The organism is Helicobacter fennelliae (assembly GCF_900451005.1).
GTDB classification, from domain to species: Bacteria; Campylobacterota; Campylobacteria; order Campylobacterales; family Helicobacteraceae; genus Helicobacter_B; species Helicobacter_B fennelliae.
Window position 1 is genome coordinate 447,696 of record NZ_UGIB01000001.1, and the last position, 19,457, is coordinate 467,152.

Sequence of the window (19,457 nt, forward strand, 5' to 3'; positions counted from 1 at the left end):
GCAGATTTTGCTAAGAGTAGAATTAAGGCTTAGGTTTGAAATAATTGCAAAAAAAGTGCTTCCCATTGTGCTATCACGGCTTCTTGTGAGAAGTGCTCTTTTATCCGCTTATGTGCGTTTGCTCCTATTTTTGCGCGGAGTTTTTCATTTTGCATTAGGATTTGGAGTTGTTTAATGAATTGTTTTTTATCATTATCTTTGATAAGAAATCCACTGACATTGTTTTGAATAATATCTCTTGGACCAGTAGCGACATCATAAGCTATGCTTGGAAGCCCATAAGACATGGATTCTAAAAGCACCATAGGAAGTCCCTCAAATCTACTTGTCATCACATAGATAGAGGCATTAAGATATTCTTTTTGGACATCGTTTGTAAATGGATAAAATTTGATAAAATCCTGCATTCCAAACTCTTGCACCCTTTGGATATATTGCTGCTTGAAGTGCCCATCACCCACTATTGCAAGCTCCCACTGTGGATATTGTTTGGCTATTGTGGCATAAAGCTCTATAAGCCGATCAAATCCTTTTTGAGTCTCTATCCGCCCTACGCTTAGGATTCTTTTTTGAGAATAATCTGTCAAAACATCTGGAATCTGTGGCAAAAAATTTGGAATCACAACTACATGAGTGCAAACGCGTTTATACAGCTCAATCTCCATTGTTGATAAAACCACAAGCACATCATAAAATCTTACTTTAGCAAAAAAGAATATCCTTTTATACCAAGGTTTGCGAAATTTATAAAACGACCAATCAAACATCAAATGAAAAAATCGAATATAGCGAGTGTTTGATTTTTTGATATAAGGATAAAAATAAGTGTAGTTTGAGATAAGGATATTTTTCCCTTTTGACTCAAGCAAAGCATTTATTTTAAGATTAAATTTGATTCTAGAGAGAAGGTTTGTATGTTTCTCATACGAGGGATCATTGCTTAAAAAAATGATTCTGACGCGATTATCAATTACAAATGGAATCTCTGCATTACTTTTGCAATAGTTAATAATACTTACTTGATAACCCCTTGAAGCAAAGGCATTTGCCATATTTGCTACGACTCGCTCTGTCCCACCGATAGTTGTCATATCATGAAATGTGAGATAGATATGTGGTTTTTGAGTAAATGTGATATATTTCTTTGGTCTGTAGGCAAGCAAAATCCCAAAAAGCAAAAATAAATAGAGATTATTCCACCTCCAAACAAGGCAATCAGTAAGCATAGCCACACTTAAAGTGATAAGAAAAATACTAAGTCCAAAATAAAGAAGTGATTTGAGATCTTGTGGTCTCTTATATGCGGATTTGTGGCTAAGGTTTGTTAGAGGTATAAGCAAATATATACAAAAAAGCCCTATGGCTACAAATCCAATAATTCCAAGCTCAAAGAGAAGTGAGAGGATTTGATTATGAGGATGCCAATATCCTTCTAGAAGCAAAGGAGGAATACTTAATACATATGGGTGATTGAGAGAATCTCTTGGAAATACAGCTTGGATATTTTTATAATACTCCAAAAACCCAAAGCCATTTGGGCGAAATGGATTCTGTGCTATGGCAAGGAGAGTGGATTTATTCATAGCGATACGATTAAGCGAGCTTGACTCCCAGCTAAGATTAGGATCAGGCTTTTTGCCTGAATAATTTGAGCAAGTTACAAAAGTTCCAAAGCAGAGTTTATCAAATCTTCCCATTTCAGCGGGCGCATAGCTCCACACAAGGCTAAAATTATCAACCATTTTTTTGAAATTATATCGATCATCCCATTTGGCACTTAGATGATAAATACCACCTCCAAATACACATAAAAGCACGATTAAAGAAGCGAGAAGTTTGATTCTGTGTCTAAAGTGCAAGATAAAAAATGGAGCTATCAATGCGACAAGTGCAGCAATAAAAGTGCCTCGAGAATTATTTGCACAAATCCCAAGAATAGAGATTATGCATAATATTATCCCTAGAATCTTAAAACCTTTTAGTTTTGTAGTAAATTTATCACCCCAAACAAATGCAAGCGACAAAGAAAACGTCAAAAGAAGCACAAAGCTATATACAAGCTCTTGAGGATTGCCAAATCCAGTCGCACGATAGCCTAAATGCCCACCACCATTGACAAACCAGCTATAAATCGTCGCTAATGGCTGTATAAATATCCCGATACAAAGGAATGTAAAAAAGATTTTAAATCCTTTGCTATCAAGTCGCTTCATAATCAAATATGCCACAATCATAAAAAGTGATGGCTCAAGTAGATAGTGGCGGATATTGTCTTTTGTCGCTTTCACATCATACGCCCAATGCAAAGAAATATATGCCATAATAATCACCACAATCACACAAGCCAAAGGAAACCAAATCGCTTTAAATTCTCTAAAATCTATATCTTTGATATGCGAGATAAGAAACAATCCTAAGGCGATATAGAGCATTTGTATAAGTGGCTTGAGTGAAATATAACTCAACGAAAGAGGCAAGAGGGCAATGCAGCAAGCAAGTAGCACAGCACTTATAATAAGGCAATAATATTTGGCTTTAGATACATTCATAACGATCTCCTAGAGTGCAGATAAGCCGGATAAGAAAGATGAGAAAATAGAGGGGACAAAAAAGCAGAAATATGCAATATGATAAATGATTTATGTCGGAGTGATTGGTTAGTATAAAAAGGCAAAAAATATGCAAAATAAAAAGATGTATGTAAATGCTTGCGTGAGAAAAATGCAAAAAATGAAGTCAGAAAATAAAAAAACCCAGAATCTAGAGTGTCTAGAGTATTATGAGAAGCAAAAAAGCCAAGTCTTGCAAGACTAGATTCTAGTCTCGCCCCCCCCCCATTGGCATTAGAGGCTATTTTTTCATACAATGTATAACCAAAAAGTCGGATTATATTGTAGTTTTTGTGAAAAAGCCTGATACGGAAAAATCGCTTGAATATGTTTGTATTTAGAGTGAGTCGTTTGTATAGAAATGAATCCATATCAACTGCCTCCATAAAAGCACGCATAATATGATTTTTAGCAATGACAGCAGAGGGAATTTTTAGTTCTTTAATAAGATTTTTGGCTGTATGAAAATATTCTTGTTTATTGATTTCAAATCCACTAAAAGTATAAATAAGCTTAAATGGCAAGCCGTATTTATATAGAAAATCATAATGTTGATACCATTGATAAATTGATTTAAAAGTATCTAATGGTTCAAGTGGAATTTTTTGACTTTGCTGGATATAACCTATTGTAGAATCTTGTCTTTGACGATAATGATAAATACTACCTTGATAAAAAATAATATATGGCGCAAAACAAATATAACGATACAAAAAATCAGAATCTTCGGCATTAGAGCGTCCTATCGGAAAACGAATAGAATATTTTTGGATAATTTTGTATTTAAAAAGAGAATTTGTTACATAAAAAGAAAGATTATCTATAGAGCATGGATTTAGTTTAAAAGAACCATTTTTTTTGGGATAAAAACTTGTAGTAATTCTTTCTTGAATTTTTGTATTAAAAAGCACCCTATTTGTATTAATTGCTGTATTCTGTTTATCAGATTTTCTCACCAACTCCTCAATATATCCCAAATCAATCCAATCATCAGAATCTAAAAAATAAATATATTCTCCATTTACATAATCTAAGCCTTTATTTCTAGCAACACTTTGCCCTTGATTTTCTTGCTCAAAGTATCGTATCCTTTTGTCTTGAGAAGCATATTCTTTAGCTATATCTCCACTTTTATCAGTGCTTCCATCATTGATGAGGAGAATCTCTAGATTCTGATAGCTTTGATATATCACAGAATCTAGGCATTCTTTGAGATATAGCTCTACATTATAGATTGGGATTATGACAGAGACTAGGGGATTAGGCATTAGAATAACTCATATATATCTGTTCTAAAATCTTCAAAACTTGTATATTTTATAACTTCGCCATTTTGAGCTTGCTTGATAGCTTTGAGGAGTTTTTTGCTTGGCTGTTTTTGGTTGTTTATCATAAGGTTAGCATTTGTGGGTTTGACTATATCTTTGATAGCTTTTGTCAAATCGCTATTTGCATTTTTTATGACTAGAGTCATCTTTGCTCCTTATCTACAATCATCTTTCGTCCTTGTAAAGTATAACAAATCCAAACAAAATAATCACTTTAAGATTTTTGGAAATCCTGATTCTAAAAAGAGTTTTAAAGGCTTGCTTAAATCCTTGATGAAACCCCTTTCTTAAACGATAGGTGAAAAGATTTGGGCTTGTGATAATAAAATAAGTAAGCGGATCGGATTGGAATAGATCTTGAGGGTATTTACTTAGAACTTCTTTGGCTTTTTTGAAAAATATATTTGCATTGTTAAAGTATGGGTTTGCAAAACAATCTGTATCATCGCGCCCTCGTATGAGAAAAAATGGTAAATCATATCGCTGTAAAAGATTATGATTTTCATACCATTTGATAGAGCTTTCAAATAAATCAACGATGTCGATAGGTCTTATGTGGTTTATGCGAGTTTTGCTGGTGAGTGAATCTGGTCGCTGATGCTGGCGGTAGTGATAAGGTAAGCCATAAATAATTTTTATACTTTTAATCATCGTAATGACACTTAAAGCAAATAATTCATCTTCACACATTTTGCCATCTAAAAATCGCAAATACAAAGAATCTATCATGGATTTTTTGAAAAGGCGATTCCATACTACACCAATCACTTCTTGGTAAATAGTATTAAGATTTTGACGCGTTATGTATATTATTTTGCTTGTATATTGATTTGATTGAGTGATATGCGTCGTGCTTGGTGCTGGGGCTATAAATGGTATAAAATGTATATTACACACCAAATCAGAATCCCCCTTCAGGCTCTCTCCAACCAACTCCTCAATATATCCCAAATCAATCCAATCATCAGAATCTAAAAAATAAATATATTCTCCATTTACATAATCTAAGCCTTTATTTCTAGCAACACTTTGCCCTTGATTTTCTTGCTCAAAGTATCGTATCCTTTTGTCTTGAGAAGCATATTCTTTAGCTATATCTCCACTTTTATCAGTGCTTCCATCATTGATGAGGAGAATCTCTAGATTCTGATAGCTTTGATATATCACAGAATCTAGGCATTCTTTGAGATATAGCTCTACATTATAGATTGGGATTATGACAGAGACTAGGGGATTAGGCATTTTGACTCCTTGATAGTTGCCCTAGCAAGATTCCAAATAATGCAAAAATCATCAAAATAGATTCTCGTGTATAGTAGTTATGAAAAAATGCACTTGCACTAAGCCCAACAACAAACAGCACACCAAAAAAATCTATTATATGTTGATTTTTAAGATTGCTTTTTTTGAGTGATTTTATACACATTATCATGACATAAAGCAAAAAAGCTCCAATACTTAGCACGCCCAAAATCCCAAGCTCTAAATAAATAGACAAAACATGATTGTGTGGCTGATTGAATTGCTGATAGGTATTTATAAAGTTTCTAGGGTTGAACATTCTTGGATATGGCACATCTTTTGAAGGATTTTCTAATGAATCATTAAAAATGTGGTTGATAGTCCGATCAAACATCAAATAACCAAATCCTTGTGGAATAAATGGATTAGGCTTTTGGGCAGTGATTATGGATTTTGCCATAGAAATTCTTGCTAATGCACTATCATCGATAATGATTGAATCATCAAGTTGATTTCCAGAATATACAGAGCAAAGAAAAGTACCATTAAAACAAAGCCTATCGAATCTCCCCATTTGTGCTGCACTTAGATTCCAGATTGTTGAGAAGTTATTAAGCATAACGGCGAGATTATATCTTGGGGTAAGAGTTTTGCTGTATTGGTAATAAGAAAAAATAATCATACAGCAAAGCAAAAACCATATCAAAAACCCCCTAAGTGTTTTGATAGATTTGACAATAAATGCAATAAAAATCATACTAATAAAAGCAATATATACGCCTCTTGTGCCATTTGCATACATTGCCAAAATAGAAATAGCAAGTGATATGTAAGCAAGTATGGATTTAGGATATAAGAACACATACGCAATGCTAATGGCTAATGGAATAATGATCCAAAGTCCATATACAATAATGTCTTGATACCCAAAACCTGTTGCTCTAGAGTGATGATGAATGAAGAAATCATAAATACTTGCTATGGGATTTAAAAATATGCCTACAACAAGCAAAATATAAAAAAATTGAAGTGATTTTTGTGTGGAATTTGATACCAAAAAATATGCAACAAGCATAAATAGACTAGATTCAAATAAAAATTTTTTTATCGCGTATTTTGAATTTGCTATATCAACGCTATACCAAAGAGAGATAAAAGCCAAAATAATTACTACACAAATACAACCAATAGGAAACAGCACAACACGCCACTTAATGCCTTTGGATACAATCAAACCTAACACCAAAAACCCAAGACTTATATACAAAAAATTAACAGCTATTTTTATGTGTGTGTTAAGGATTGGAAGTAGGGTAATGCCTATGGCAAATGATATGATGGCAATAAGCATATTAAAACTTTTAAGATTCTCTAAAGCTTCCTTAAAAGCAAAAGGAGTTATTTTATACATTTTATTTTGACCCTAACAGCGATTTTGTCTATCTTTTTCTCTCGCGCCATAGGCAAATTTCACATATATCGCAAGTCCGATGAGAAGCACTGCCACACCGCAAGTGAGATATACCGCATACAGAATCTTATCTGGCTCTGAGATAGTAAATTTAAACACAAGCATCAAAGCCTCAATCGCAAGCGCGATGATGATAGAGCCAAGAAAGCGGATCATTGTGCGATGCACGGTGCGGTTATTATCCCCGCCGACATTGCGCCCTAGCACTTCTTCTTCAAATATCGCCTTGACTAAATCCACAATCGCAAGTGCAAGTGTCAGCAAAATCGTGGATTCAAAAATCTCTTTGATGTCAAACTGCCTAAAATGCCAAATCGCCTGCCAAAAGCTCGCCATTCCTTTGATGATGAGCAAAATCGCAATCAGCCCAAGTAGCACCGAAAGGATAAAATACACAATCGCATTAATCTTAGAAAATCCCTCAAATAGCTGGCTTGGCGAGCTGATATTAATCGCGTCTTTGAGCTGTATATCCACACATACAACAAAAAGCAGCTCATCTTTTTGGTTATAAACAGGATACGCAGCAGTGACTACAAGCATTCCGCCATTTTGCGTGGGGTAAGGATTGGTTAAAATCGTGCGCCCTTCTCTAATTGTCGTATAAAAATACGCCTTATCAGAATAATTGACATTCTCTTCGTGCGCTATATGCGGTATTTTGCCTATATTTTCGCTAATTTGATTACCATTTGCATCAAGCACAAAAATCGCATCAAAAACTTTAATCTCATCTTTGATTCTCTCCACCCCTTCTAAGACTTTTTGCAGGGTTTGTGAGGGCATATGATTTTGGATATTTTGCTCAAACAAATAGCACATATACGCGCGCAATTCATTGCGAATCTTTGAATAAGTGATAATGTCTTTTGAGAGCATACAAATCCTTTCACCCAAATGCCTAGAGCAAATATCAAATAAAAGTGGCTATTTTATATTGTTTTAGTTTAAACTTAACTATAATACAGGTCGTTTTTTTTGATTTTTTAGGATTTTTGGGCTTTGTAGTGGGTTAAAATGAGAATCTAATTTCCATAGAATCTAAATCCTAAAATTTAGCTTTTTGTGTTTGTGTAGAATCTAAAATAGATTCTGGCTTGATTTTCTCTGGATTCTTCACTGTCGCTTAAGACATGACAATAAGAATGACTAGAATCTAGAATCTATTTATGGATTGCTTCGGCTTCACGTCTCGTAATGACGGGGCAGGCTTGTCATTGCGAGCAAAATTAAAAATTTTGCGTGGCAATTCATAGAATCCACTTTTAGAATCTATGCAAACACAAGTAAGCATTAAAAAATTCTCTATTTTTAGCTTATTTTTGTAGTTTTGCAAGTTTAGCAGTGAGTCGCACTTTTCGTGCGTCGCCAAAATAATACAAGATAAGCCCTAAACGAAGCAATCTGCAAAAAGAAGCAAAAAGAGAGGATTTAGAATCTATGTAAAGTAGAATTTAGATTCTATGACAAACGCGACTTAAAGGGGTTTTTATGCTATATTATTTATATTCTGTCTTTGATATTAACATCTTCAAATACCTCACCTTTCGTGCGGGGGTGAGCTTTTTTGTGGGCTTTATACTTTGTGCGTTTTTGATGCCTAAGTTTATCGCTTGGGCAAAGCGCACAAAGGCAAATCAGCCCGTCTCAAAATTTGTCCCCGCACACAGAGGCAAAGTCAATACCCCAACAATGGGTGGTGTGGTATTTGTGCTAAGCACGATTATCGCATCGCTTCTGTGCGTGCAACTTGCAAATCTCTTTGCTGTGCTTGGTATGGTGGCGTTGGTTGTGTTTGGGCTTATTGGTGCGCGAGATGATTATGTCAAAATCATCGCCAAAACCAACGCCGGAATGAGCGCAAAAACAAAGCTTATTTTGCTATTTATCGTCGCACTTGCTATGAGCTTGGCATTGTATTATGGCGCGGGATTGGCGACTGATTTGTATATACCATTTGTCAAAAAGTCGATTTTTAGCCTAAGCAAAATGCCTGTGCTGATGATGGGGTTTTGGATTCTGGTGTTTTTGGCTACGACAAATGCTGTAAATGTAACAGATGGGCTTGATGGGCTAGCGACAATTCCTAGTGTTTGTGCGATTTTTACGCTTTGTGTGTTTGTGTATCTTTCTGGAAATGTGGAGCTTGGCGGGTATTTGTTTTTGCCAAAGGTTAATGCCGGCGAATTAATGGTTGTTGGAGTTGCGCTGATTGGCTCGCTTTTGGGGTTTTTGTGGTATAACTGCCACCCCGCACAAATATTTATGGGAGATAGCGGAAGCTTGGCTATTGGCGGATTTATGGCGTATATGGCGATTGTTTCAAATAATGAGATTTTGCTTTTGGTGATAGGATTTGTATTTGTAGTCGAGACGCTTTCTGTGATGCTTCAGATAGGTAGCTACAAAACGCGCAAAAAAAGGGTTTTTCTTATGGCACCCATTCATCATCATTTTGAGCAAAAAGGCTGGGCGGAAAATAAAATCATCGTGCGCTTTTGGATCATCGCTGTGCTAACAAATATCATCGCGCTAATGAGTATCAAGGTCAGATAATGCAAAATCCATTTCTTACATATCTTCAGAATCTAGGCAGAATTAGCGTTTTTGGATATGGCGTTACGAGCAAGCCACTTGTCAAATGGCTCAATACTCAAGGCATTGCTTGCGATATTTATGATGATAAGTTTGATCGTGCTAATCCTACTAAGCTTGCCAATCCTGCGTGCAAAAATAAATCAAGAGATGAGATGAGAGATGGACTTAATACTTTTGCCCCGCCAAGTAAATTTGATCCTAGCACTTCAAAGCTTGAATTTATAAGCCCCGGCATAGCACCTCATCATCGGTATTTTTCAAAGGCTTTGCATATCATAAGCGAATATGATTTTGTCGATAGGCTTTTGGATTCTAGCGCGGATTCTAATGCAGAATCAAGCCTAGATTCTGGAGATTGCGATTTGGATTCTCAATCTTTACAAACTAAAGTCCCGCAAACCAAAACCCCGCAAATCATCTGGATAAGCGGGACAAATGGCAAAACAACCACCACACAAATGCTTAGCCTTCTACTTGAAGACAAAGGCGCAAAAGCGGGCGGAAATATCGGAACACCACTCATTGAGCTATATGAAGAGGGAGCAAAGATTTGGATTCTGGAGACAAGCTCGTTTGCGATGCATTGGAGCAAGGTCGCAAAGCCACAAATCTATATCCTTTTGCCTATACGCGAGGATCATATCAGCTGGCATGGGAGCTTTGAGGCATATATCGATGATAAGTTGAATGTTTTGGTGCGAATGGAGGCAGAATCTAGCGCAATTTTGCCACTTGAGCTACAAAATCATCGCTTTGTGAAAGCATTTAGAGGCAAGGCGGTTTTTTATGCGGGATCTTGTGATTTGGAGCGGTTTTTGGGGCTAGAGTCAGAATCTAGCACAGATTCCAACACAAAATCTAACTTGGCGGAATCTAATTTAGATTCTAGTCTAAAGTCTTGTTTAGATTCTAACTTAGATTCTAGCGCAGGATCTAACACAAAGTTAAAAATTTCTTTTGGTGAGCCATTTTTGCTTGATGGGCTTTTGGCATTATGCGCGCAAAAAATCCTTTGCAACACCTACGATATAGCAAAGCTCAATACCTTTCATATCGGCGCGCATAGGATTGAGGAATTTTTGGATTCTTATGGATACATTTGGGTTGATGACTCAAAAGGCACAAACACAGATGCGACACTTCAGGCTATCAAGCGATATGAGGGCAAGAGTTTGTATATTGTTTTGGGTGGCGATGATAAGGGGGCTGATTGTGAAGAGATATTTCAGCTTTTGCAATCACGACAAAATGCAAGCCAAAATACGCAAAAAATCGAGGCTTCACAAGCGCACAATCAAGATAATCACCCTTGCCAAGCCCAAAAGCAAAAAGTCATAACGCATATTTTTACCATAGGCACAAATGAGCCAAAACTGCTCCATTTCGCGCAAAAATACCACATCAAAGCCACTGCTTGTGAGAATCTCAAAAATGCAGTTATGCAGATAAAATCCCAAATCAAGCAGGATTCTACGAGTAAAGATGAGTTTATAGGGTTATTATCACCCGCCGCAGCAAGTCTTGATCAGTTTGCTTCTTATAAAGAACGTGGCAAGCTTTTTAAACGATATGTGCTAGAGGACTAAGGTGCGATAAATGCGACTTGGATAAATGCATGCAAAGTTTGAAAAGTATAATAATAGGGCGTTCATCGCAAGCCAAAATTCAAGCTCCATGAAATACGCAAAAAAGAGCAGGATTAATAAACCTCTTGCAAGCCATTTTGTGTCAAGCGATAAACTTTACTGCATTGCTTGGCGATATCCTCATCGTGCGTGGCGATAATGAGTCCGGCTTTGTAAGATTTGAGATAGAGATGGATAGAATCCATTACATTTTTGGCAGTTTGCTTGTCAAGATTGCCTGTTGGCTCATCAGCAAAAATAATTTGAGGCTTTTTTATCAGCACGCGGGCGATTGAGAGACGTTGCTGCTGTCCGCCTGAGAGTTCGGCGCAGTTTTGGTGCAAAGTATGCGCAATCCCTAGATTCTCTAATAATTGCATATCAATAGTTTGATTGGATAAAATCGCGCCAACTTCGAGATTTTCTTTGGTGCTAAAGCCTCGCAAAAGATAATGCGCTTGAAAAATGATCCCTAGCTTATAGCGCAAAAGCTCTAGCCTTTGGCCACTTTTGAGCGCGTAAATGTCCTCATAATCAAAAAGTGAGATTTGCCCGAGATTTGGCTGTAACATCGTGCAGAGATTGGCAAGCAGGGTGGATTTACCAGAGCCAGAAACGCCCAAAATAGCGATACTTTCACATCGATCAAGCGTGAGGGTGATATTTTTGTAAAGCAATGTATCAAATGAATGAGAAAGATTTGTGGCGCGCAAAAGCATTAGAATCCTTTGTGTGAGTTTGTGTTTTGGCTTGCGTGTGCTTGACTCGGGCTAAATGGCGAGAGTGTGTAAGTAGTTGGCATATCACCAAACAAATACGGCGTGATGATACCAGATTCTGAACGATTTGTCGAATGCAAAATAAAGCTGTGGTTGAGCCTTGCGTAGTATTTGAGAAGCATTCGCTGCAAGTGTGATTCTATGCTTGGAGCAAACCAGCCATTGTTGCTAATCATCACGACAAATTGCGGTGAGTGCGATGAGTGCGTGGGTTGGGTAGAATCTACATTGCGCACAGGGGTAGATTGCGCGGAATTATTTTGTTGTATTGTAGATTCTGCGGAGGTTGTGGCTTTTGCAGAATCTATATTTTTGCTTGCGTCTTGTGCGGGAGTTGTGCGTGGCGCATAGATTTTACTTGTTGTGCCCTCATAGCAGATCGCATTTCTAAATGTGTATCCAAATAGCTCAAAATCTTGAGGCTCTGAAGCAAAAAAAAGCGAATCTTCCATGCCAAAAAATATCCGATACAAAGGCTTAGCAAGGAAATCTGGTAATGGGATTTTCTCGCCAAAAGGTGCAAGCACGACTTTGTTTAGGATTTGGACTTGGTGGCGATAGAGGACATAGGTGCTATTGTAGATTCTGTCTTCTTGCTGGCTAAAAGAGCCGATGACAATGGCAATATGGCTGGATTTGTCTTTGAGGATCTCAAGTATCGTGCGCGAATACGCAGAATCTGCATTCAGCACAAATGGCAACATTGTTTCAGGAAAGATAATCATAGCACTTGATTCTCTTATGGCTTTATCAATTTGACTCAAAACATTTGTAACGATGAGATTGAGTGATTGCTGATTCCATTTGAGATCTTGAGGGAGATTGGTTTGGATAATTTGTGTTTTTTGTGTGAGAAAATCATCTGTTTTGTGGATTTGAAATGTCGTAGAATCAATGCTACATACAAAAAGCACAAGCCCCAAAAGCATAAAAAATTTGCTCGATCTTACCAAAAAAAGCGCAATGGCGCATTCTAAACACACAAAATGCCACCACGATACCCCAAAAAAAGAATACGACAGCAGCGCAGGAGGCATAAACCAATCAAACCCAAATGGGTGGATAAAGCTCATAAGCACAAGTGTAATGAGGCGATAGAGTTTGCTCTCATAATACAACGCAAAAAATATCAGCACGCCATACACAAGCCCGATACAAAGTGGCACAAAAAGCCCCACAAAAGGCAGTGGTGAATACCGAAACGAAAGCCCAATCCAATAAAACAAAAATACCCCACAAAAAAACCCAAACCAAAACCGCAATGCTTTTGGGACAATAAACCATACCGCAATGCTTAACATCGCGCATATACTCATAAGTGTCGCGCCGATATAATTTTGCGCACTTAATGTTTGGCTTTGGGGGATTATCACATCAGGCATAGATTCTGGCACAAAAGCAAACAAATCGCTACACAGCGCAAACACATACACGCCCAAACAAAAAAGAAATGCAAAAATCGCACTACAAGCAATCACAACAGAAAATGCAATCCACTCTTTTTTTCGGAATTTTAAAAGCTTTTTGAATGTGGGTGCTTTAAAAGTTTCAGAAAATACAAAAATATTCAAATATTTACCTTATTTTTAGTTATTTTTAGTTAGCATACCAATTCGTAATTTTAGCCAAATTTTCGTTAAAAGAGTGTGTATGAATTATATTGATGTTGCTTTGATTGTTATTATCGTTGTGATTGGATTTAGGGGATTTGCGACTGGATTTATCGCAGAGTTATGCAGTTTGATTGGAATCTTGCTTGGTGTGTATTTGGCTTCGATTTTTGCTAAGCCAGTTGGAGATGCTTTTGAGAAAATCTATAATTTCAATAGCCCAACCATTCATCTTGTTTTGGGATTTGTGCTTGTATTGGGGATATGCTGGATTGTGTTTTTGGCGATAAGTTTGCTTCTTTCTAAGAGATTTCAATTTGGCGGACTTGAATTTATCAACAAAGCTTTGGGCTTTGTGTTTTCGTCTGTGAAGGTATTTTTTATCTTTAGCTTTATCGCGTATGTGCTCTCTCATATTAATTTCTTGAAAGAAAATTTTGTCGCCACGGCCGAGCAAAAAAGCCAAATGTATGTGAATATGATAAAAGTTGCGCGAGGCTTTATGGATTTTTCTATAATCAATAAAACACGCGAGAACATTCAAAATTCTATAGAGAATCCAGATCAATCCAAATCAATCCAAGACGCGCCAAAACAGCTTAAAAGCGATGCAAAAGATGTGCTAGATTCTGCGTCAGATTCTCTAGCGAAGTAGGCACAAATGTTTCATGGGACTTACATTCAGCAACGTATCCAAAAAGCAAATCAACTGCGAGAACAGCAAGCCAACCCATATCGAAACGATGCTATCCGCACAATCACCAATAAAGCATTTTTGCAAAAATATCATTTTTTAAAAGAAAATCCAGAATCTAGCGACAATCACACTCAATCAAATATTCAAGCCCAAAGCCAAACAAAATCTCAAATAGAATCCCAAACAGAATCAATAGTGGGGCGATTAAAATTTATGCGTATGATGGGTAAAGCCTGCTTTCTTAAAATCGAAGATGAAAGTGGCGTGCTTCAAGCCTATCTTTCCAAAGATGATTTAGGCGAGGAGACATGGCATATTGTCAAAAAGATTTTAGAAGTTGGAGATATTGTCAATATCAGCGGATTTGCGTTTGTAACCAAAACACAAGAACTCAGTATCCATGCCAAAAGTTTTAAGATTCTCACCAAATCAATCGTGCCATTGCCTGAGAAATTCCACGGGCTTACAGATGTCGAGCTCCGCTATCGACAGCGATATGTGGATTTGATTGTGAATCCTTCAGTCAAAGAAGTGTTTGTTTTGCGTAGTAAAATCATCTCTTATATTCGCAAATTTTTTGAAGAAAAAGGATTTTTAGAGGTTGAAACGCCAATGCTTCACCCAATTCCCGGCGGTGCAAATGCTAGACCATTTATCACACATCATAATGCCTTAGGCGTAGATCGGTATCTAAGAATCGCGCCGGAATTGTATTTGAAGCGATTGATTGTTGGCGGGTTTGAGGCGGTTTTTGAGATGAATCGCAACTTCCGCAATGAAGGTATGGATCACTCACATAATCCTGAATTTTCGATGATTGAATTTTATTGGGCGTATCATACATATAAGGATTTGATCGCTTTGACAAAAGAATTTTTTGCGTATTTGCTTCAAAATCTCAATTTGCCACGCAAGATTCCGCATGCAGATGGCGAGATTGATTTTGATGAGTGGAGGGTTTTGGGCTATCAAGAGAGCTTGATAGACATCGGGCAGATTCCGCAAGATGTCGTGCAAAATTGCGCTAAATTGCGCGCTTACCTAGAATCTAAACACATCGTACTTGAGGCAAATATGAATTATGGGCAGTTGCAAGATGTCGCATTTAGCGAATATGTAGAATCTAAACTCATCAACCCAACTTTTATCGTGGATTATCCGATTGAAATTAGCCCCTTGGCGCGCAGGAGCGATGTAGATTCTAGTGTTGCTGATAGATTTGAGCTTTTTATCGGTGGCAAAGAGATCGCAAATGGATTTAGTGAGCTTAATGATCCACTCGATCAATACGAGCGATTTATGGCGCAAGTCAGGCAAAAAGACGCAGGCGATGAAGAGGCGCAATATATGGACGAGGATTATGTATGGGCGTTAGGATATGGAATGCCCCCAACCGCAGGCGAAGGCATAGGCATAGATCGCTTGGTTATGCTTTTGACACAGAGCAAAACCATTAAAGATGTGATTTTGTTTCCTGCGATGAAGCCTACAAAAACAGAATCACAAGAAATAGCACAATCACAAAAAGCACAAAAAATAGATGCTAACACAACCCTAACTTCAACACCACAAAGGAGCAAACAATGAGCTATAAAATAGAGCAAGTCGATAAAGAAATTTATGATCTTATCGCATTAGAGCTAAAGCGTCAAAACGATCATTTGGAGATGATTGCAAGTGAGAATTACACTTTTGAAGCCGTTATGGAGGCAATGGGAAGTGTTTTGACAAACAAATACGCTGAAGGGTATCCAAATAAGCGGTATTATGGCGGTTGCGAGTTTGTAGATAAAATCGAATCACTTGCTATTGAGCGCGTGAAGCAGCTATTTGGCTGTGCGTATGCAAATGTGCAGCCACATTCTGGCTCTCAAGCAAATGGTGCGGTTTATAATGCGCTTTTAAAGCCTTATGATAAGATTCTAGGAATGGATCTAAGCCATGGCGGACATCTCACACATGGCGCAAAAGTAAGTATGACAGGGCAAGTGTATCAAAGCTTTTTTTATGGCGTTGGGCTTGATGGCAGGATAGATTATAATCAAGTGCGAGAAATCGCAAAAATAGTCAAACCTCGCCTTATTGTGTGTGGATTTTCAGCTTATACGCGCGAGCTTGATTTTGCGAAATTTAGAGAGATCGCAGATGAAGTGGGAGCGTTATTAATGGCTGATGTCGCTCATATCGCCGGGCTTGTTGTCGCTGGAGAATACCCCAATCCATTTCCACATTGTGATATTGTAACCTCAACCACACACAAAACCTTGCGAGGTGCAAGAGGCGGGATTATCCTCACAAATAACGAAGAAATCGCTACTAAAATAGATAAAAGCGTATTTCCGGGACTTCAAGGCGGTCCTTTGATGAATATCATTGCAGCTAAAGCGGTTGGATTCAAGGAGAATCTAAAGCCTGAGTGGAAGATTTATGCTAAACAAGTCAAAGCAAATATCAAAAAAATGGCAGAGGCTTTGATACAAAGAGGATATGATCTTGTGAGTGGTGGAAGTGATAATCACTTGATTTTGATGAGCTTTTTGGATAAAGAGTTTAGCGGAAAAGACGCAGATATGGCTTTAGGAAATGCCGGAATAACCGTGAATAAAAACACTGTTCCGGGTGAGAAAAGAAGCCCATTTGTTACAAGCGGGATTCGGATTGGCTCGCCTGCACTTACATCAAGAGGTATGAAAGAGAAAGAATTTGAGTGGATAGCTGGAAAAATCGCTGATATTTTGGATAATATTAACGATACCAAACTACAACATACAATCAAAGAAGAGATTAAAGAGCTCAACAAAAATTTTGTGGTGTATAAAAAGCCTATTTTTTAGAGAGTAATTTAAGAGGCAAAAAGGGGCAAATATGACTGAAATGGATATGAAACTCATCAAAATGTATACATCTTTTTATTATAAAAAGGTTGATGGGCTTGGTCAGAAAATTCAGTATATGGGAAGGCTACTTTTTGATAGATACGAGAGAGTCGATAGTATGCTTACAAGCCAAATCATCAGAGATCATTTAGCAAGAAAAATAGTTGTCGCGCACAGCTTGATTTTGCCAAATAACAAAATAGAAAATATTGTGTTTGATTATAATGGCAGAAATCCTGATAGATTCTACCAAAAAGCACAACTCATGCTACGCAATGAAGGGTTTATTAACTTTACTGCATATAATTCTAAAACTTCTGGTCATCTTCATCTGTATATCCACAAAGGACATACAGATTTGGGCGAGGGGCAGAGATTGGCACAATTACTTTCTTTGAAATTAGGACAAAAGATTCCGCTTGAATGGAGAATGTTTCCAAACAACAATCTACCTAAGGATTTTAATATTTTAGCGTTGCCTTATGAAGTGTTTGCAAAAGAACGTGGAGCTTCGTGGGCAAGACATATGTAACCACCAATAAGGAGTGTAAGTCATGGAAGATCGAAAAGAATTAAATGAGATTTTGTTAGGTGAGAGAAAAAAATCCTCAAGTGGCAAAAAAGCCGTATTTGTAGTGCTTGTAGCCGTCATTGTTATCGTTGTCATCGCATTTGTGATGTGGAAGGTATTAAGCCCAAAAGAAGAGTTACCTACAACCCCTAATGTTGGCATTGATTCTACAACAATGAAGCCTTTAGATTCATCAAATGGAGACAATATCTTTGGCAATGGCTTTGTGGATTTTGATTCGCTTAATACTGATACAAATCCTGCCAATACAAGCAATCATACACAATCAGAGCCAAATGACACAAAGCCATTTGATATGAATTTTGGTTCTGAAAATGACACAAAAGAATCAAACCTAGAATCCGCTCTGCCATCAAATATAGAATCTAGCACGCATCAAGCAAGCAAGAAAGAAACAGACATTGATGCAGCGATGAAAAATATCCCCGCTTTGATAGAAGAAGCCCCAAAACCAAAGCAAACTACTAGTCCTGCCAAGCCAACTACAAATCCTAAGCCACAAAAAGACTCACAAAGCATTCAAGCCCCTAAACAAACCCAAACCCCGCAGACACAAAAGCCAAAAGAGCCTATCGCAACGCCCACAAAGCCCTCACACACAAGCACTACTCAGACATCAAATACAAATAACACAAACGCGAGTGCAAATAATGGCTTAGCACCGACAAAAGGATTTTATTGGCAGATTGGTTCATTTGAAAAAGATCCAAATAATGAATTTTTGACACTCATCAAAAAATACCCTTACAGAATCCAGCACACCAAAAAAGACAATACGCCAACGACACGATACTTACTTGGACCATACAAAACCAAAAACGAAGCTCCAAATAAACAAGAAATAGCAGATTTGTTTAAAGAAAATCCAACGCCTGTTGAGATTCCATAATACAACGCCCGCAATGTTTATTGTGGGCAAAATGCAAGACCCCTTCATCTAGCGGTCAAGGATACTGCCCTTTCTAGGCAGTTACGGAAGTTCAAATCTTTCAGGGGTCGCCAAAAGTGGAATTAAAATTGCTTCTCTTTAGAATCAAAGTTAAGGAGGCATTATGGTTTCATTTGCAGTAGAATCTAAAATCTATCCACTTGTTTATAAAGCATTAGACTATCGCTCTTTCCGACAAGATCTCATCGCAAGCAATATAGCCAATCAAGATACGCCTTTTTATCGCCCAAGAGATATTGAATTCACTCAGACATTAGCCACGCAAGAAGCCGAGATTCTCGATCATAAAGCTCCACAAATCCTCCAAATGGCACAAACAAGTAGCAAGCACCTTAGCCTAGAAAATAGTAGCGTTTCTAAATCTGTATATAAACCAGATTTATTCTTTCGAGATGGGCATTTGGCTAGAAATGACGGCAATAGCGTTGATTTGGATATTGAGACAACAGAGCTTGGCAAAAACTCTGTCGTGTATCAAGCACTCACAACAGCACTCAAAAAGCACAAAGGGCTTTTAAATTACGCGATTGAAGCCGGAAAAAATATTTAAAGGGTAGATTATGAATTTTTTTAACTCATTTGATATTAGCGGATATGGCTTATCAGCCCAACGCATTCGAGCAAATCTCATCTCTGCAAATATCGCTAATGCAAATACAACAAGAACCGATGAGGGCGGACCTTATAGAAGACAGATGATTTCTTTTCGGGCATTTGATTTTAATAAACTTTTGAATGAAAAATTGGGTAAAAACTCCAATAATACAGAATATGAAGACCCATTGAATGAGGGAGATTTGGGCGAGTTACCAAAACCTGCTATAATGGGCGTTTATGTCGATAAAATCATTCGAGACGATAGACAGCCATTGATGAAGTATGAGCCAAGCCACCCAGATGCAAACTCTGAAGGTTATGTCGCTTATCCAAATATCAATCCAGTTGTCGAAATGGCTGATTTGATTGAAGCGACACGGGCATATCAAGCAAATGTCGCAGCATTTCAAAGCGCAAAAAATATGGCAAGCAATGCGATTTTGATGATGCAAGCGTAATGATTTGCGACAATTAAGATTAATGA

The 19,457-nt window shown here is 37.5% G+C and carries 18 protein-coding genes and 1 tRNA gene; 10 read left to right on the forward strand and 9 right to left on the reverse strand.

The genetic code is table 11. The features are described from left to right. Positions 1-29: 29 nt before the first annotated feature. The 7 genes from DY109_RS02185 to DY109_RS11105 all read right to left on the reverse strand — a co-directional run bounded on the left by DY109_RS02185 (position 30) and on the right by DY109_RS11105 (position 8,022). The gene (locus DY109_RS02185) at positions 30-2,549 is read right to left on the reverse strand and encodes a glycosyltransferase (protein ID WP_023947785.1); all 2,520 of its coding nucleotides are present in this window, start codon (positions 2,547-2,549) and stop codon (positions 30-32) included. After that, on the reverse strand, positions 2,546-3,877 hold the full coding sequence (locus tag DY109_RS02190; protein ID WP_023947783.1) for a glycosyltransferase family 2 protein: 1,332 nt from the start codon (positions 3,875-3,877) through the stop codon (positions 2,546-2,548). The genes DY109_RS02185 and DY109_RS02190 overlap by 4 nt, the downstream gene beginning before the upstream one ends. Next, positions 3,877-4,083 (reverse strand): hypothetical protein, encoded by a 207-nt coding sequence (locus DY109_RS02195; protein ID WP_023947781.1) that lies wholly within the window; start codon positions 4,081-4,083, stop codon positions 3,877-3,879. Before DY109_RS02195 ends, DY109_RS02190 begins: the two co-directional genes overlap by 1 nt. A 19-nt stretch (positions 4,084-4,102) precedes the next feature. Further along, positions 4,103-5,179, reverse strand: a complete 1,077-nt coding sequence (locus DY109_RS02200) for a glycosyltransferase family 2 protein (protein WP_023947779.1) — start codon at positions 5,177-5,179, stop codon at positions 4,103-4,105. Further along, entirely contained in the window at positions 5,172-6,590 is a 1,419-nt protein-coding gene (locus DY109_RS02205; RefSeq protein ID WP_023947777.1) for an O-antigen ligase family protein, read from the reverse strand. The genes DY109_RS02200 and DY109_RS02205 overlap by 8 nt, the downstream gene beginning before the upstream one ends. Before the next feature lie 12 nt (positions 6,591-6,602). After that, on the reverse strand, positions 6,603-7,529 hold the full coding sequence (locus DY109_RS02210; protein WP_023947775.1) for a PDC sensor domain-containing protein: 927 nt from the start codon (positions 7,527-7,529) through the stop codon (positions 6,603-6,605). A 277-nt stretch (positions 7,530-7,806) separates the two neighbouring features. Continuing rightward, positions 7,807-8,022 (reverse strand): hypothetical protein, encoded by a 216-nt coding sequence (locus tag DY109_RS11105; RefSeq protein ID WP_147291157.1) that lies wholly within the window; start codon positions 8,020-8,022, stop codon positions 7,807-7,809. A 119-nt stretch (positions 8,023-8,141) separates the two neighbouring features. On the opposite strand from DY109_RS11105, the gene mraY reads away from it, so the two are divergent. Continuing rightward, the gene (gene mraY / locus DY109_RS02215; RefSeq protein WP_023947771.1) at positions 8,142-9,206 is read left to right on the forward strand and encodes a phospho-N-acetylmuramoyl-pentapeptide-transferase; all 1,065 of its coding nucleotides are present in this window, start codon (positions 8,142-8,144) and stop codon (positions 9,204-9,206) included. Continuing rightward, positions 9,206-10,834, forward strand: coding sequence for a Mur ligase family protein (locus tag DY109_RS02220; protein WP_023947769.1), 1,629 nt, complete (start codon positions 9,206-9,208; stop codon positions 10,832-10,834). Before mraY ends, DY109_RS02220 begins: the two co-directional genes overlap by 1 nt. Positions 10,835-10,947: 113 nt before the next feature. On the opposite strand, the gene DY109_RS02225 is transcribed toward DY109_RS02220, so the two are convergent. Beyond that, positions 10,948-11,592: an ABC transporter ATP-binding protein gene (locus DY109_RS02225; RefSeq protein WP_023947767.1), complete on the reverse strand. Its 645-nt coding sequence runs from the start codon at positions 11,590-11,592 to the stop codon at positions 10,948-10,950. Beyond that, positions 11,592-13,223, reverse strand: coding sequence for an apolipoprotein N-acyltransferase/ Copper homeostasis protein CutE (locus DY109_RS02230; protein WP_023947765.1), 1,632 nt, complete (start codon positions 13,221-13,223; stop codon positions 11,592-11,594). Before DY109_RS02230 ends, DY109_RS02225 begins: the two co-directional genes overlap by 1 nt. 79 nt (positions 13,224-13,302) lie before the next feature. On the opposite strand from DY109_RS02230, the gene DY109_RS02235 reads away from it, so the two are divergent. The 8 genes from DY109_RS02235 to flgC all read left to right on the forward strand — a co-directional run bounded on the left by DY109_RS02235 (position 13,303) and on the right by flgC (position 19,431). Continuing rightward, positions 13,303-13,917, forward strand: a complete 615-nt coding sequence (locus tag DY109_RS02235; protein ID WP_023947763.1) for a CvpA family protein — start codon at positions 13,303-13,305, stop codon at positions 13,915-13,917. Between the two features lie 6 nt (positions 13,918-13,923). After that, positions 13,924-15,546 (forward strand): lysine--tRNA ligase, encoded by a 1,623-nt coding sequence (gene lysS, locus DY109_RS02240; protein WP_023947761.1) that lies wholly within the window; start codon positions 13,924-13,926, stop codon positions 15,544-15,546. Next, positions 15,543-16,793: a serine hydroxymethyltransferase gene (locus DY109_RS02245; RefSeq protein WP_023947759.1), complete on the forward strand. Its 1,251-nt coding sequence runs from the start codon at positions 15,543-15,545 to the stop codon at positions 16,791-16,793. The genes lysS and DY109_RS02245 overlap by 4 nt, the downstream gene beginning before the upstream one ends. Positions 16,794-16,824: 31 nt before the next feature. After that, the gene (locus DY109_RS02250; RefSeq protein ID WP_023947757.1) at positions 16,825-17,367 is read left to right on the forward strand and encodes a DUF1882 domain-containing protein; all 543 of its coding nucleotides are present in this window, start codon (positions 16,825-16,827) and stop codon (positions 17,365-17,367) included. A 22-nt stretch (positions 17,368-17,389) separates the two neighbouring features. Continuing rightward, positions 17,390-18,316, forward strand: a complete 927-nt coding sequence (locus DY109_RS02255; RefSeq protein WP_023947755.1) for an SPOR domain-containing protein — start codon at positions 17,390-17,392, stop codon at positions 18,314-18,316. 37 nt (positions 18,317-18,353) lie between these two features. Next, positions 18,354-18,429, forward strand: a tRNA-Glu gene (locus tag DY109_RS02260). Positions 18,430-18,479: 50 nt separating this feature from the next. Next, positions 18,480-18,926, forward strand: a complete 447-nt coding sequence (flgB, locus tag DY109_RS02265; protein WP_023947753.1) for a flagellar basal body rod protein FlgB — start codon at positions 18,480-18,482, stop codon at positions 18,924-18,926. Positions 18,927-18,936: 10 nt separating this feature from the next. Next, complete coding sequence (flgC, locus tag DY109_RS02270) at positions 18,937-19,431, forward strand: flagellar basal body rod protein FlgC (RefSeq protein ID WP_023947751.1); 495 nt, start codon at positions 18,937-18,939, stop codon at positions 19,429-19,431. Positions 19,432-19,457: the final 26 nt, after the last annotated feature.